Here is a 15,401-nt window from a genome sequence, read left to right as displayed (position 1 = left end):
GCGCGGCGCAGCTTGACGGGACATGTGGATCACCAGACACGAAATCTTCAACAATCGGCTACAAGATCTACCCGTTGCGTCATATCCGAACGCGGGAACCGAACCTTATTCTACTGACGCTGTCGCCGCGTGATACGTGCTGCGCCAGCGTCACAGGGGGGGTCGGGGATGTCGGGCTGGCCGGCAGTGCGCGATGACGCGGGGTTCGAACTCCGCGGCGATGAGACGGATAGTCAGTCCTTTCGGCGGCTTGATGACGAAGCGGCCGACGACGGCAGCGAGGCGCGATCGCATCGGTGCCCCGACCCGAGTCACCAGCAGGCCGCCGCGGCGAAAGAGCGCCGCCCGGTAGGCACGACGGCGGTACTGCCCTACGTCGGCTCCAGCGCTTCGACGCGTACGCGCTGGCTGCGGGCCTGGATGATGACGCTCCCCGTCGACCTTGCCGCCCTGTTGGCACCGCTGTTCCTGACCGACCGCTACTGGCGGGGGACCCTGTTCACGGCCGGGTTGACCGTGGTCATCTTCGCGGCGGGCGGGCTCTACCGCGCGCGCCGTCATGTGGCGATCCTCGACGAACTGCCCAGCCTCTGCGGTCGGCTCCTGGCCTCCGCGGCGATCGTGGCGATGATCGCGGCCCTGCGCCATGAGTCGGTCGAGTACGTCGCGGACTTCATGCGCGGCGTTGCTCTTTCCGGCGGACTGGTAATCATCGGTCGCGGGATCACCAGGAAGATTGGTGTCGTCGCGCGCAAGCGCCGGTGGGTGGAGCACAACGCCGTCATCATCGGCAGCGGCCCGATCGCCGTCGAGCTCGCACGGCTGCTGCGGCGTTACCCGCAGTACGGCCTGCGCTTCGTCGGCTGCATCGACAGCGCGGCCCGCCAGGGTACGGCGTCCGTCCCGTTGCTCGGGACCTTCGACGACTTCGAGCAGATGATCACGATGGTCGAGTGTGACGTGCTGATCATGGCCGACCCCGACTGCCCAGAGTCGACGCTGATGGAACTCCTGCGCCGGCCCACCAGCGCGAGCCGCGACCTCTGGGCCGTGCCACGGCTCTGGGGCTCCCGGTCCCAGTGGGGCCTGCCCGACCACATCGGCGCCATCCCGGTCGCGCAGATCCGCCACACCACCCTGTCCGGCCCCCGGTGGGCAGTGAAGCGCGCGTCCGACATTGTCTTCGCCGCCCTTGCGCTCCTCGTGCTGAGCCCGGTCCTGCTGCTGTGCGCGATCGCGACGTTCCTGGACGGCGGCCGTGGCATCTTCTTCTACCAGGAGCGGATCGGGCGGCATGGAAAATCGTTCCACGTCATCAAGTTCCGCTCGATGCGCCCAGTCAACGAGCACGAGTCGCAGACGAACTGGTCCATCGCGGACGATCAGCGGGTAAGCGCGATCGGTCGTTTCATGCGTCGTACGTCCCTGGACGAGCTGCCCCAGCTCTGGAACATCCTGCGTGGCGACATGACGGTCGTCGGGCCGAGGCCCGAGCGTCCGTTCTTCGTCGAGAAGTTCTCCGCGGAGCACCCGGACTATGCGATGCGGCACCGCGTCCCGGTCGGGTTGACGGGGCTCGCGCAGGTCAGTGGTCTGCGGGGTGACACCCCGATCTCCGACCGCGCGCGGTTCGACAACTACTACATCGAGAACTGGTCGCTGTGGCTGGACGTCAAGGTACTGCTGCGCACGGTCGTGGAAGTGTTCCGCGGTGGTGGTCGCTGAGCGCCAACGACCCGGGGCATCGTCAGTCGGACCGCACGAACGGCAGCACCGAACCGCGGTAGTCATCGATGTAGCGGCTCGGGTCGGCCCGTAGCACGGACGAGAGAACGGTGCCGAAGACGTCACGGAAGTCCATGGTCGCCTTGAGGTCGCCGTCGTCCAGATCGGTCAGGTTCGGCTGTTCGCCGTAGAACCCACCGACCGCGGGGGCGCCCAGGACGAACACGGGTCCGGCCGTGCCGTGGTCGGTGCCGTCGGAGGCGTTTGCCCGCACACGTCGGCCGAACTCGCTGTAGACGACCACACTCACCTGCCGACCGGCTTCGGTCCTGGCCATCCTGGCCACGAAACCCGTCAGCGCCTGGTCGAGCTGGGTCAGCAACATCTCGTGCCCGGTGCGCTCCTCGGCATGCGTATCGAACCCGCCGAGACTGACTGAGTACACCTGGGTGGATACGCCGGCCTCCACGCATCGAGCCACGAGAGCGAGTTGTGCCGCCAGGGCGTTGCCGGCGCCCGTGCCGGTCGCCGGCCCAACCCCGTCATCAGCGGCCTCAGGCGAGCCGATCGTCTGGCCGGGCTCGCGTACCACCCGCTCCATCGAGATCAGGTCCGCGTAGGCGGCCGCGGCCCGCGCCTGCATCGCCGGTTCGTCCGGCTCGGTCCGGCCGAGCGCCGAGACCACGCCCGGCTCGATCCACGGTGGCAGCGCGAGACCGCGGTAGCTGACGCACGCGCCGACCCGTGTCCTGCCCGCCAGCAGCGGCGGAAGCACCGGCTCGAAGCTCACGGCGGCCTCCACAGGGGCCTTCGTTCCGTCCAGCCAACGACCGACCCAACCGGTGTTGACCGGGCTGCCGGGCGATGCCGTCTGCCAGATGTCCATCGAGCGGAAGTGACTGCGGTCAGGCTTCGGATATCCGACCCCCAGCACGATGGCGAGCCGGTTCTCGTCCCAGAGTCGCTTCAGGCCTTTCATCACCGGGTTGAGGCCCAGCGCGTTGTCGAGGCGGAGCACCTTCTCGGGGGCGTACGCCAGTTCGGGGCGCGCCGAGTGATACGCCGAGTCCGCGTACGGGATGACGGTGTTGAGCCCGTCGTTGCCGCCGTACAACGTGACGATGACGACCTTGTTCGTCTTGCCGGGCAGCCCGCCGGCAGGCTCCTTGGACGCGGTCCGGAGAAGCTCGGCGAGGCCGAAACCTCCGGCACCGGCTGCCAGCGCGGCACCGCCCACAACCCCGGAGGCGCGGAGAAACCGACGTCGAGTTAGGGAATCCATATCACGTGACCTGATATTCCGGGCTCACCAGTCCGAGCGTCAACAGCAGGCGCGCGTCGCGCACGTCCCGCAATACCGCGTACGTCCTGTCGGTCCACTTGTCCACGCAGAGGATGTACGCCACGTCCTCGGGGGTCAGCCGGCCGGGGTTGGCGAGGCCGGCGAGCGTATGGGCCACGTTCAGCTTGATCGGTGCCGCCGCGGAGGTCAACCACGCGGGACCCGCCGGCCACCCTCCGACGCTGGGCGGAGCGAACGGTCGCTGTCCCAGGCCGTCCAATGAGTTGTAGAGCTGGGTGAAGGTGTCCTGCCGGAGGTGTGCCGGCCGCAGCCCCAGTTGTCGTATCGCGCCGACAAGCCATTCGACGGGCTGCTTGACCATCGTGTGTCGGGTGGCGCGGAAGGCGTCCGCCTCGAAGAGCGCCCGCAGCATCGACATGGGCGCGGGGAACGCGGCGGCCATCTCTTCCCGGACGCGTTCGGGAATCGGGTCGGTCGATGAGGCGTAGCGGAACCACAATCGGGATGCGATGAACCGCGGACACGCCTTCTGTTTCAGCAGCAGATCGACGACCCTGCTGGCGTTAAAGTTGCCTGTTGTGCCGAGGATCGTCTTGCTGCCGGTGTCGTGGTGCTGCGGATCGAAGACCAACCTGTCCGAGTCGAGAACGGCACGCCACCCGGTCAGGGCCCGGCTCGCCTCCTTGACGTCCCGCTCCGTGTACTGCCCGATGCCGAGGATGAACAGCTCGAACAGCTCCCGGGCGAGGTTCTCGTTGGGCGCGTCCTTCTTGTTGTGCTGTCCATCCAGCCAGTAGACGAGGGCCGGGTCGACGACCATCCGGTGCGCCATGTCGCCGAAGTCGCGAGCGTTTCGAAGGGTGCGATGCTGCGTCAGCATGAGCTGCGCGCTTCTGACCTTCGAGACCGACGTCGCCCAGTGCCCGTGCCAGAAGAACAGCAGCTTTTCGACAGCCTGATGGTTCGCGACGATCATGCGGTCGAGCCACCACCGGGTGACCTGCATGGTCTGCGTCTTCCGCGCGCCATCCGCTTTCGCCCGCTCGGCGGGCGTCGGACTCGGCAAACCGACGTACGGGTCCGGCCCCAACTCGGGGACGGGGGCGGTCGTCGCGCCGACGTCCGGGCCGGGTGGTGCGACCAGGGCCGACAACGTCGCGCTATAGCCTGACTGCCTCGCGGCGGCCAGCTCTGCGGCGGTCGGACCGAAACCGGCCCGGCGCAGCAGCAGCGCGACATCGTCGGTCATGGTGGAAACATAGGCGAAGGCCAAGATCGCGGCAAACTACGCCTGACGTAGTAGAGGGCGGCGGCGCGCAGCGGACGGGGAAGACGCCGTGCCGATTCCGCCTGTAGGTCACCCGTGTGGCTGAACCCTCGCCGCAGTGTCGGGATCGCGGTGGGTTTCCTCCGAAGGCGGGCGGAGGATGACGGGTACGACGCGACCACGCTGTCCCTTCGTGCCGATCCTGTTGGACCGAACGGACGGACTGGTAGGAATGACCGGACAGTCTCGATGGCTGATTGCGGGTAACAAAGCGCTCGTAACGGACTTGTGGCGCGCCTCTGCGACGGCGGAACCGCCTGTGACGTTGCTCCTGCCCGCGCACCGCGGGGTCGAGCGTGTCGTACGCCGTTGACAGAACTATCCGATCTAAGGTCTATTGTCGCCGGCTCAGCAGGCAGCGTCACGCCCCTCCGCCCTCGTCTCCCGCAGACGTTGGTCGAGTTGGCTGGGCGCAAGCACGACCGCTAGGACCGGAGGTGTCGGTGTGCATCCGACCATGCGCTTGACGGGATCGGGGCATCCACCCGGCACCCGTGGCGAGCCGGCAACAGCGGCCGCGCCCGGTCTGGAGCACACCGCAACGTTGCCTGATAGGTCTGAAAGAGACAAGTGACGACTACGCCATCGCACTGCGATTCTCCCGAAGGGGCCGAGTCCTCTCGGCCGACGGTACTGGTTCTCGGCACAGCGGAGTGGAACGCCCAGATCGCGACGAATCAGCACTATGTCGTGCGGGAACTCGCGCGGGACTTCGATACGTATTTCGTGGAGTCCCTCGGTTTGCGAAGGGTGCGGCTCGACGCGAAGGACCTCACCCGGATCGCTGGCCGCGTGCGGCGTTCCGTCCTCGGCATCCAGTCGACAACAGCGTATCGCCCCGTACCTGAGCGGGCGAAAGTCATCTCGCCGCTCGTGGTGCCGATACATCACGGGCCCACACGCCTGCCCAACAGACTTCTCCTGGAGCGAGCCGTCGCCGAGTGGCGACGAAGCCCCCGACCCCGAATTCTGTGGAGTTTCACGCCCGTCACGTACGACCTTGAGCGGTACGCCGACTTCACGCTGTACCACTGTGTAGATATTTTGCAGGCGTTTCCTGGCATCGACGCGTCAGCCATCGCAACCGGCGAGAAGAAGCTCGCCGAGCGGGCTCAACTCGCGATCGCGACGAGTCAGAACGTCGAAGAACACCTGACCGGTGTGGGGTTCCCGCAGATCCTCACACTCCCGAACGTCGCTGACGTCGACGTCTTCACCGCAGCCAGCCGGCCGGCGGCGCAACGGAGGCCGGCCGCGATATTCGCCGGCAACCTGTCGCCTCACAAGCTGAACGTCGACCTGCTGCGCGCCCTGGCTACCGCGGTGCAAGGCAGCGGTGAACTACTGCTGGCAGGACCGGTGGCTGCCGGCGGTGGCGGATTCGACAGCGAACTCGCGGAACTCGAGCGGCTTGGCGCCCGGTACCTGGGAGTACTCACCGCTGAGCAGCTGGCCGAGGTCGCCGGCACCTGCACCGTCGGGTTGATTCCTTACGCCCTGAACGAATACACGGCTGGAGTCAGCCCGCTGAAGTCCTACGAGTATCTCGCCGCCGGACTCGAGGTGGTCAGCACGGCCATCCCGGACGTGATCCAGGCCGGCAAGGGCACGCAATTCATCCATGTCGCCGAGTCGATCGATGGGTTCGTCGCCAAGGTGCTGGACAGGGTCGGGCCGGTATCCGACGCGACCATCGACGCCCGTATGGATTACGCGCAGGGCTTCAGTTGGAAGTCCCGTGGTGAGCTCCTCAGAGGCATCGCCGCGAAGACGCGGAGCCCGAGAGGCGCTGACGCCGAGGGGCCGTGTGACCCGGGAACGATCGGGCAACCGCGTGGATAGGCTGGCCGTCACCGGGACAGCCCGTCGGCTGGTTGTTGGCCTGACGGCGTTCGTCTCTGGTCACTCACACCGGGTCAGGGTCTCGGTCGTGCTCTTCCTCGCTCTGCCGCAGCTCTACCTGCTCCCTGAAGGCAGCATCGACATCGCTCTGACGACCATCGTCACCGCGCTCCTGTTGCCGGCCGTATCAGTCGGGGTCAAACGTAGCCCCGACCGTCGTCTGTTCGGGCTTGGCCTGTTCCGCGTCCTGGTCGCACTCCTGGCGGTACGGCTGCTCGCATTGGTGTGGTCGCCCGAACCGCGGGCCGGCCTGCAGTCAATCGTCCTACTCGGCCAGTTCATCGTCACACTCATGTTGATGTGGGAAGCGGTCAGGCAAGATCCCGACCTGCTCCGACACGTGCAACGTGTGTACTGGCCATGGGTGGCCCTCGAGGCGGGTCTCGTAATCCTCTTCCGGGTGCAGCCGGCCGTTGAAGCCATGTTTCTCCGGTCCATCGGCGGCGTCTTCATCGGTGAGAACACGATCGCGGACTTCTTCGGCGACAAACCGAACAACGTGTTTGATGTAGCCAAGTCCGGCGGGGTGTTCATCAACGCGAATGTCGCCGCGATGTTCCTCGGCGTCAGTGGCCTCGCCGCGCTCGCCGTGGCCTCCGTCACCCATACGCGGTGGGTCCGACTGGTAGGCATCGCCGCCCTGGTGTCGGTGCCGTTCACCGGTTCGAAGTCCGCCACGATCCTCGCGCTCGCCTTGCCCGCGATCGCGTTCGGCGTCACCCGGATGAACCGGGCGGCAACGGTGGTCCGGCGACACCCGCTGATCCTGGCGGGCTCCCTGGGTATGGCCGTGGTCCTGCTGCTGTACGCCGCCAACCGCGGCCTCCTCGTCGCCTTGAGCGAGGCCCTTCTTGGTCGTACGGTCATGTGGGGATTCGGGGCCAAATCCTTCCAGGACACCCCGATCCTCGGACTCGGGTATGGCGGGTGGGACGCCGGCTTCACGCCGTATGCCGCAGATTACGGTCTCCATCGGAGCTTCCCTCCGCACAACCTTCTCCTGGCAGCCTGGTCCAGCACGGGGATCCCCGGACTGGTGCTGACCGTCATCTTCTTCGCGCTAGCATTCTGGCTCTTCGTCCGGGGGCTATCGCGCCGTTTCACCTGCGACAAGAGTTTCGTGAGCTACGCCGGCGCGGCAGTCGGGTGGATCTTGATACAAGGGATGGGGGAGAACACCGACATCTTCGGTGAGATACACCTCATACCCATTGTTTCGCTGCTGATCGCTTACCTTATCCGGAACCTTGGCGAGGAGTTAAAGGAAAGTGCCACACACGCCCACCGTCGGCATCGTGCGACACCAGCAATTCCGGCCGTCGGAGACGTTCATCGCCAGCCAGGCGTTGGCACTGCGCAGCTTCCGCCCGCTGTTCGTGGGGAGGGACCCGGTCCCGACCATGCCCGGGGTCGACTCGGTTAGTGTTTCGGAATTCGGCAGAGCCCCGCTGCTGTCGTACACGCTGACCCGGCGATCGAAGCCCCTCCGCGGACTCCTCCAGGAGCGGCAAACTGCGCTTCTGCACGCCCACTTCGGTGTCGAGGGCGTCTACGCGATCCAGACGGCCAAGGCGCTGCACGTGCCGCTGGTCACGACGTTGCACGGCTTCGACGTGACCATCAACAAATCGCAGCTGCTCGCCTCCAAAAAGCCTTCCTGGATCAACTACGTCATGTGGCGCCGCGATCTCTTCAACTCAGGCGCGGTCTTCATCTGCGTGTCGGAGCACATCCGGCGGCGCGCGGTGGATTGGGGATACCCGGAAGAACGCATCGTTGTGCTGCCCATCGGCGTGGACGTCGAATCGATCCAACCCGCTGGATTCGTCGAGACGCCTCGGATACTCCACGTGGCGCGGTTGGTGGAGAAGAAGGGCACCGCTGATCTCCTGCAGGCGTTCGCCCTCGTGAGAAATGCTGTTCCCGGTGCGGAGCTGGTGGTCATCGGGGATGGTCCCTTGCGCGCGTCGCTCAACGACCTGGCGCGTGAACTCGGTGTCGGTGACTCTGTCCGCTTCATGGGGGCCCAGCAGCACGGCGAAACACTGCGGCAGCTGAGCCAGTCGCGATTGCTCTGCCTCCCCAGTGTGACGGCGTCCAATGGCGACCAGGAAGGCCTCGGGATGGTGCTCCTCGAGGCGGCGGCCGCTGGCAAGCCGGTCGTCGGCACCGACCACGGCGGGATACCCGAAGCGGTGACGGACGGGTCCAACGGATTTCTGGTGCCGGAACGCGACGTCGCGGCACTGGCCGATCGTCTGCTCGCGCTGTTGACCGACCCGCAGTTGTGCGACCAATTCGGTAATGCCGGACGCGAGATGGTGGTCGAGCGGTTCAACCTGCGCCGACAGACCGAGAAGCTCGAGTCTTTGTATAGGACCCTCATATGATCGAGTCCGTGTTGATTTTCGCCCGTGCGACGCCGCACCATCACACGGGCGGTATGGAGACCCTTGCCTGGAGTCTCGCGGCCGAGTGGGCCAAGGTGGTCAGTGACGTGCAGATCGTCACAACCGCTGTTCCAGGAGCGCGCGAGTCGTTCTCGGCGGACGGCGTCACGGTTGTGCCGTTGAGCAACGCGCGGCCGGGGGTTTACTCGTCCGCGTGGTGGGACGAGTCCCTTGCGTACTGGCGTTCCCGCAAGACGGCTCCCAGCGTGGTGTTGTCCGTGAGCGCCGGCGCCTACTCGGTTGTGCGTGAGCGTTCGCGGCATCCCCAGACGCCATTCGTCATGCAGGCCCATGGGACCTCGGCCATGGAGATCGCGTCGAAGCTTCGCGCTCATGATCTTCGTTCGGTGGCTACCGCGCCGAAGAACGTTATCGGGCTCGTGCGTGACCTCGCCCGCTACCGTGACTTCGACCGTATCGTCGCCGTGGGCGAGAACGTGGTGCAGTCGCTGGTCGCGAAGCCGCAGAGTTGGTCGGTGCCCCCCGACAAGGTCCGCCTGATTCCGAACGGTGTGCGGGCAGAGGACCACGGGTTCGACGCGCGGGCCCGGGCAGAGGTGCGGAGCGCCCTGGGCATCGATGACGGCACCACGGTCGTCGGATGCATTGGGCGCATGCATGTGCAGAAGCGACTCGATCGAGCCCTGCGTGGAGCCGCGATGCTGCGGGACCGGGGCTGTGCGGACCAGTTCCGGTTCGTGTTGGTGGGCGATGGCCCGGACGAGGGTCGACTTCGCGGCCTGGTCCGGGAGTTGCACCTGGAGGACATGGTCGTCTTCGTCGGACGCGTCGAGCCGGACAGCGTCCGGAAGTATTACGCCGCCGCCGACGTATCCCTGCTCACCACGGCGAGACTCGAGGGACTCCCCATGGCGGTGCTGGAGGCGCTCGCGTGCGGGCTGCCGTGCGTCGTGCCGACCGGCGCCGTCGGATCACAGGCGCTGAGAGGGGTCCTGCACGAGGTCGACGCGGGGGATCCGGGACTGCTCGCCGATGCCCTGAAAGACGTCGCGCCGGCGCGGGGGGCGAGAGCGAGTCTGCTGCCGTCCGAATTCCTGCTCGAGCAGTGCGCGAAGGACTACCTGACACTCTTCGGGGAGCTTGGTTCGTTGCGCCGTGGCTAAGATCTTCTTTCGCCTGGTTCTCGGCGGCCTGGCCGGCAAGGCTCTCGGCCTGCTCCGTGAGGTTCTCCTCGCGGCGCTCTACGGAGCCGGGCAGGTGGTGGCGGCAAACCGCATCGCGCTGACCGCCACGCTGATTCCGATCAACTTCTTCACGGCCGACGCGCTCTCGGCCGGCTTTCTCCCGCTGTACGTTCAGTACCGCCAGGAGCGGCCGGCCATGGCGCACGCGCTGTACCGCACCGTGCACCTGTTGTTGGCCGCCTTCTCGCTGATGCTCGTGGTGGCGCTCCTCTTCGGGCGCCACATGTGGGTGGGACTCCTGGGTCCGGGTCTTGACGCGCACACCGCGGGCATTGCCGCGTCGATGTTGGGCGTCGCCGCCGTGGGCGTGCCGTTCTATGTGCTGTACAACCTCTACACGCTCGTGGGCCTGGCGAACGACGATGTCCGCCTTATCAATCTCCGAGCTTCGTTCCAGAGCATCGGCCTGATCTGCGCGACGATCGCGGCGTATCTGTCCGGCCACGTCGCTTTGCTGGCCTGGGGTTTCACAGTTCCATACATCGTGCTGTGGTGCTGGGGGGCGTACTGGATACGGCGGCGGGGTTACCTGCGCGTCGGTGACGGCGCCCCCGTTCAGGTCACCGACCGGGCCGGCGCCAAACTCGCGCTTTCGATGTTCTGGCGGCGACTGCGGCCGCTTCTGCTGATACCTGTGATCCTGCAGGGCTCGATCGCCGTCGAACGTGCCGTCAGCTCGCTGCTCGGCGTCGAGGTCGTGGCGGCGACCGAATATGCGCGCTTCGTTGTCGACTCCTGCATGGCGCTGCTCGCTGCGCCGTTGGGCCTGGCAGGCCTGGCGTCCTTCTCGAAGATGAAGCAGAGCGAGGTGGCCGGAGGGCTTCGACGCCTGATACCACCCGTTCTCCTGGTGACGGTTCCGCTCTCATTGATCCTCTGCATCAACAGCCGGGGAATCGTCACCGTTCTGTACGCGCGCGGCCAGTTCGACGATCGCGCGGTCGACATCTCGTCGGTGATGCTGCTGGGCTTCGCGCTCGGGATCTGGGCGCAGGTGCTCGGCTACACCTTCGTGAAGGTGCTCAATGCACGAGGCGCCAACTTCCAGGTCGCGATCGTCATGGCCCTGTCCTTTTCGGTGCCCATGGGCCTCAACCTCCTGCTCTATCGGCACTGGGGCGCGTTCACCTTGGGTGCGGCGGCATCTGTCGGCGGGTTGCTGATGTTCATCGCCTCCGCCCGTTGGTTGGCGGTACTGCGCTTCAGCCTGGGGTTGATCGTCGTCCTGTTGCCGGGCGTTCTCGCCGCAATCGCGGCCGGGTACTTCCTGTCGGGACCCGGCGTGCTGCGCCTGGCCGCGTCATCCGCGGCGATCCTGGTGGTGTGGATGCTCTACATCGCTGTGGTTCCACAACTTCGTCGGACGTTTTTGTCAAGTATTTTGGAAAGATTCAAGCAGAGCCCGACCCCGGTTCCGCAAGAGAGCGCGGTGGCGGGCAAGTGAGGAAACAGTGAGTATCCAGCAGGGAGACGTGGCTGGGCAGGGCGAGAGTTCGGAAATGGCGCGCCCGCAAGTTGCGCCCGAGCCGTCCGGAGCCGTGCGGTCGACTCCTTCGCCCGGCGAGAAGCCGCAGCGCGCCGCCAATCGACTCTACGTGCTGGATCTGCTGCGCTTCTGCGCCGCGATATCGGTCCTCGGCTTCCACGTGTTGATCGATAATGATAATCGCAGGGCGTGGGGCGCGAACGTCGAGGACCTGTTCGATCACGGTTTCGTGACCGTCTTCCGTTACGGCTGGATGGGGGTCGAGTTCTTCTTCGTCATCAGCGGCTTTGTTATCTGTATGAGCTGCTGGGGACGCTCGGTTTCCGACTTCTTTGTGTCGCGGGTGACCCGACTCGTGCCGGCATATGTTTTCGCCGTGCTGGTCACGTCTGCCGCCCTCGCGCTCTGGCCGCTTGAGAACGGCAGACCGCAGCCGTCGCATGTGCTGATCAACGCGACCATGCTGCAGAGGTTCGTCAATATTCCGAACATCGACTCGGTGTATTGGACGCTCTTCGTCGAACTGAAGTTCTATCTCCTCTTCGCAATCGTCGTCCATTTCGGGCTGACGTATCGGCGGGTCGTCCTCTTCTGTATTCTCTGGATGACCGCCGCACTGTACGCCGAGTATTCCCAGTTTCGGCCGCTGATCCTGGTCGTGGAGTCGGGCTTCGCACCCTACTTCATTAGTGGCATCGCGCTCTACCTGATCCACCGATTCGGTCCGAACCTGCTCCTGTGGGGCATTCTCGGCACATCAATGATCATTGGCGTGATAACACTTCGAAATCGCGTGGAAGCGCACAACGCGACCAGGAATGCAATTTCGTTCGAGATAGCTCTACCCATCATGTTCTTATTCTTTGCGATCATGGTGGGAGTCGCGCTCGGGTGGTTCTCCGGACTGAAGTGGCGAGGGCTGACCGTCATCGGCGCACTGACCTACCCGGTCTACCTGCTGCACATGCAGCTCAGCCGCATCGTGGTGAGCCGTCTACACGACGCGGTGCCGCCCTGGGCGCTGTTCGCGGGCGTGGTGGGTGGTGTGCTCCTGCTCGCCTACGTCGCGCACCGCTGCGTGGAACGTCCGATGGCGAAGATATTGCGTCGCAAGCTGAAGGCCAGCTTCGCGCAGATCCGAGCCGAGGGGAGTGGCGCACCAATGTCGGTTAATTCGTCGGCCCTTGCCGGCGCCGGAAAAGGTCTCGAAGGTGGGAGCGCAGGTGAGGCGCGGGGGCAATCCGCGGGTGCTGCTGTATCGTCCCGGCGGCGGGTATCCCGGTAGTGCTGGCTATGAGGAGTAACGGGTGGTAGAGCAAGGCGTCTCACCCATCAGTGACGAAACACCGGGTTGGACGGCGCAGCAGCCCTATCACGCCACTGATAGCGGTGTGTCCGATCCACTGGGTCATCTCGCGGGACGGTCTGTCGCCCTCGTTCACGAGTGGTTCGCTGCTACGGGTGGGTCCGAGGCGGTCTTCCGGCAGATCGCGGAGATCGTGCCGCACGACGAGCGATTTGTCCTGTGGAGAGATCGCGACGCCGAGGAGCCCGGCCTCCGCGAATCGTGGCTGGCCCGGACGCCGTTGCGGCGCAGCAAGGCGATGTCGTTGCCCCTGATGCCGTTGGTCTGGCGGACCCTCAGCCGCGAGCAGTTCGACGTCGTCATCTCGTCCAGCCATGCCTTCGCCCACACCGTCCGGCTGGGCCCGCCCGAGCAGACACGCCACCTGAGCTACATCCACTCTCCCGCCCGGTACGTCTGGAGCCCCGCCTTCGACGGTCGAGGGTCAAGCCCGCTGCTGTCGCTGCCCAGACGGGTCCTTCAGGCCGCCGACGTCCGGCTCAGCCGCCACGTCCACAGCTACGCCGCGAATTCGCTGGAGGTGAGGGAGCGGATCCGTCGCTACTGGCGACGCGACGCGGTGGTCATCAACCCGCCGGTAGACGTCGACTTCTTCTCCTCCGCGCCACTCGCGGACCAGGCACAGGGGCGGGACTATCTGCTCGGCGTCGGGCGGTGGATTCCGTACAAGAACTTTGACTTGATCATCGCTATCGCCGAGGCCGCCGGGATGCCGCTGGTCATCGCCGGATCCGGGCCGGAGGAGGCGAACCTGCGCCGCGCGGCCGAGCGCGTCAACGTGCCCGTCACGTTCGAAGTGCGGCCGAGCACGGAGAGGCTGCGCCAGCTCTACTGGGGAGCGAAGGCCTTGCTTTTCCCGGTGCACGAGGACTTCGGGATGATCCCGGTCGAGGCACAGGCCTGCGGCACACCGGTGCTGGGACTGCGCCGCGGCGGCCTCCTCGAGACCGTCGTCGACGGCGAAACCGGCTTCCTCGTCGACTCCCTGGACGCGGCCGCGTTCGTACCTCTCGTCCAGCGCCTCCACGAGCTGTCGCCGGAACGGATAGCGGCACACGCTGCCACCTTCTCGCAGCAACAGTTCGCGGCCCGGCTGCGCGAGTGGATCGGCGAGGCGTCCCGCTAGCGCCGGTTCCGGACCTTCGTCGCGCCGCGACGTCATCTGGTTGGCGTGCGAGCCTCAGAAGATGACGGTGTCGCGGAGGTAACTCGCGACCCGCCGCAGCTGCTGGGCATCCTTTACCGGGGCCGTCATGCGAAATACCAGCTGACGGTCGAGCGATCCGTCGCTCCCGCTGCGCCAGTACGCGACCACGACGAGACCGTGGCGCTGCGCGCCGTCGACGTCAAGGATCGCCTCTGCGTACGCGGAAAACTCCCCGCTGCGGATCCACTGCGCGCCCCACGCCTCCTCGGCCTTGCGCATGACGACCTGCCATTCCTTCGTGCACGGCTGGGGGCAGTCCCGCACGGTCAGTTCGCCGCCGATCTCCGAATCCTCACCCCGCGAGGCGCCACAGTTGTACTTGGCGAATCCTTCCGCCCGGCCGGCAAGGCTGCACTCCCAGCTCAGCGGCACTTTCACGGTGAAGCCGAAGCCATCAAGACCAGCCAGTGTCCGGACCGTGTCCGTCCCGGTGAATCGCGGCCATTGAGTCGGCCAGGCACCCGGTTTCGGCGGTTCGATACCAGGACTCACCGGTCGGGCTGTCGGCATTGCGACCTGCGGTGCGCTCCTGGCCGGTGGGCTCGTCGGCTTCCCGTTGTCACCGACCGGCCCCCAGACGAAGACGGCTCCGGTACCGGCGAGTGCGAACAGGATGAGCGCGGTGATCCCGAGCCACAGCGCGGTGCGGCGTCGTGCCGGCGGCGAGGGCATGATGTGGCGCTCTGGCGAGTACAGCGGGTCGTATGAGGGCGGGCCGGCGGGGGGGAACGGTCCGAGGGCGGGCGATTGTGGCATGCCCGATACCGGTCGCGGCGGCACCGAAACCGGTTGTGGCGGCGCGGAGACGGGCTGTGGTGGCGCGGAGACGGGCTGTGACAGCGCCGGGGTGGATTGCGGTAGCGCTACGGCGGCTCCGGAGACCGGCTGCGGCGGTGACGACACGGGTTGCGGTGCCGCAGCCGCGTCATGCGCTTGCGGTGGCACGGGCCAGAGGTCCATGCCGAGCGCCAGGAATATCCGCTCTGCGGTCGGTGCGCCGTTGGCAGCGTAGGCCACCCAGGGTGTGGGCGCGGTGAAGTCGGCCTGAACGAAACCAGCGAAGCCCGTCCCTGGCTGTGCCAACGCGTTCGTCGTGGTCGCGAATGCGTCGCGCCACCGCTGGTCGGTCGCGGCGGTGGCGTCGAGCACGGCGATCGTCAGAGATCGTCCCTGTCCGTCAACCGCTGACCAGACACCGCCCACTTCACACGTTCGGAGGACCTCGACGAACTGATACGGACCAACCGGTTGCATCCCAATCTTCCCCGCTCTCCTTTGTGTGCGAATCCTAGCGACACCGGTTCGATCATGAAACCGGACGCCGAGGGGCCGCCCTGGTAGCCGGCGAGACCGGGCAGGCAGGCAGCGGGAGCAGCAGGGATCTATCCGTCGGTCGGGCGGCTGAAGATTTTCAGGGCGGAAGCGCCGCG

General features: G+C 66.2%; 11 protein-coding genes. 8 read left to right on the top strand and 3 right to left on the bottom strand.

Going from position 1 to position 15,401, the window contains the following annotated elements; all coding sequences use genetic code 11:
- Positions 1-420 precede the first annotated feature (420 nt).
- Complete coding sequence (locus AB0J06_RS13075; protein WP_357428004.1) at positions 421-1,725, top strand: sugar transferase; 1,305 nt, start codon at positions 421-423, stop codon at positions 1,723-1,725.
- A 22-nt stretch (positions 1,726-1,747) separates the two neighbouring features.
- Here the strand turns inward: AB0J06_RS13075 and AB0J06_RS13070 are convergent, their stop codons facing one another.
- Together AB0J06_RS13070 and AB0J06_RS13065 are read right to left on the bottom strand one after the other, a co-directional pair.
- The gene (locus tag AB0J06_RS13070; protein WP_357427905.1) at positions 1,748-3,007 is read right to left on the bottom strand and encodes a DUF1501 domain-containing protein; all 1,260 of its coding nucleotides are present in this window, start codon (positions 3,005-3,007) and stop codon (positions 1,748-1,750) included.
- Position 3,008: 1 nt separating this feature from the next.
- A complete protein-coding gene (locus AB0J06_RS13065) occupies positions 3,009-4,277 on the bottom strand; it encodes a DUF1800 domain-containing protein (RefSeq protein WP_357427903.1) in 1,269 nt (422 codons plus the stop codon).
- 648 nt (positions 4,278-4,925) lie between these two features.
- Here AB0J06_RS13065 and AB0J06_RS13060 point away from each other — a divergent pair.
- The 7 genes from AB0J06_RS13060 (at position 4,926) to AB0J06_RS13030 (ending at position 13,890) form a co-directional block, all read left to right on the top strand.
- Positions 4,926-6,197 (top strand): glycosyl transferase family 1, encoded by a 1,272-nt coding sequence (locus AB0J06_RS13060; RefSeq protein WP_357427901.1) that lies wholly within the window; start codon positions 4,926-4,928, stop codon positions 6,195-6,197.
- 88 nt (positions 6,198-6,285) lie between these two features.
- Positions 6,286-7,680, top strand: a complete 1,395-nt coding sequence (locus AB0J06_RS13055; RefSeq protein ID WP_357427899.1) for an O-antigen ligase family protein — start codon at positions 6,286-6,288, stop codon at positions 7,678-7,680.
- Positions 7,658-8,647 carry a glycosyltransferase gene (locus AB0J06_RS13050; protein WP_357427897.1) on the top strand — a complete coding sequence of 330 codons (990 nt, stop codon included), beginning with the start codon at positions 7,658-7,660 and terminating at the stop codon, positions 8,645-8,647. Before AB0J06_RS13055 ends, AB0J06_RS13050 begins: the two co-directional genes overlap by 23 nt.
- Complete coding sequence (locus AB0J06_RS13045; RefSeq protein WP_357427895.1) at positions 8,644-9,831, top strand: glycosyltransferase family 4 protein; 1,188 nt, start codon at positions 8,644-8,646, stop codon at positions 9,829-9,831. Before AB0J06_RS13050 ends, AB0J06_RS13045 begins: the two co-directional genes overlap by 4 nt.
- Positions 9,824-11,356 carry a lipid II flippase MurJ gene (locus AB0J06_RS13040; protein WP_357427893.1) on the top strand — a complete coding sequence of 511 codons (1,533 nt, stop codon included), beginning with the start codon at positions 9,824-9,826 and terminating at the stop codon, positions 11,354-11,356. The genes AB0J06_RS13045 and AB0J06_RS13040 overlap by 8 nt, the downstream gene beginning before the upstream one ends.
- A 7-nt stretch (positions 11,357-11,363) precedes the next feature.
- Positions 11,364-12,683, top strand: a complete 1,320-nt coding sequence (locus tag AB0J06_RS13035) for an acyltransferase (RefSeq protein ID WP_357427891.1) — start codon at positions 11,364-11,366, stop codon at positions 12,681-12,683.
- A gap of 106 nt (positions 12,684-12,789) precedes the next feature.
- On the top strand, positions 12,790-13,890 hold the full coding sequence (locus tag AB0J06_RS13030) for a glycosyltransferase (protein WP_357427889.1): 1,101 nt from the start codon (positions 12,790-12,792) through the stop codon (positions 13,888-13,890).
- Positions 13,891-13,944: 54 nt separating this feature from the next.
- Here AB0J06_RS13030 and AB0J06_RS13025 read toward each other — a convergent pair whose 3' ends face one another.
- On the bottom strand, positions 13,945-15,120 hold the full coding sequence (locus AB0J06_RS13025; protein ID WP_357427887.1) for a hypothetical protein: 1,176 nt from the start codon (positions 15,118-15,120) through the stop codon (positions 13,945-13,947).
- Positions 15,121-15,401 lie beyond the last annotated feature (281 nt).

Source organism: Micromonospora sp. NPDC049679, from assembly GCF_040659735.1.
Lineage (GTDB): Bacteria > Actinomycetota > Actinomycetes > Mycobacteriales > Micromonosporaceae > Micromonospora_I.
This window is presented reverse-complemented; position numbering and strand designations above follow the sequence as displayed.

What these genes read in the sequence shown, in the direction of transcription:
- AB0J06_RS13075 (WP_357428004.1), top strand. Translation starts at nt 421, where the DNA reads ATGATGACGCTCCCCGTCGACCTTGCCGCCCTGTTGGCACCGCTGTTC.
- AB0J06_RS13070 (WP_357427905.1), bottom strand. Translation starts at nt 3,007, where the DNA reads ATGGATTCCCTAACTCGACGTCGGTTTCTCCGCGCCTCCGGGGTTGTG.
- AB0J06_RS13065 (WP_357427903.1), bottom strand. Translation starts at nt 4,277, where the DNA reads ATGACCGACGATGTCGCGCTGCTGCTGCGCCGGGCCGGTTTCGGTCCG.
- AB0J06_RS13050 (WP_357427897.1), top strand. Translation starts at nt 7,658, where the DNA reads ATGCCCGGGGTCGACTCGGTTAGTGTTTCGGAATTCGGCAGAGCCCCG.
- AB0J06_RS13045 (WP_357427895.1), top strand. Translation starts at nt 8,644, where the DNA reads ATGATCGAGTCCGTGTTGATTTTCGCCCGTGCGACGCCGCACCATCAC.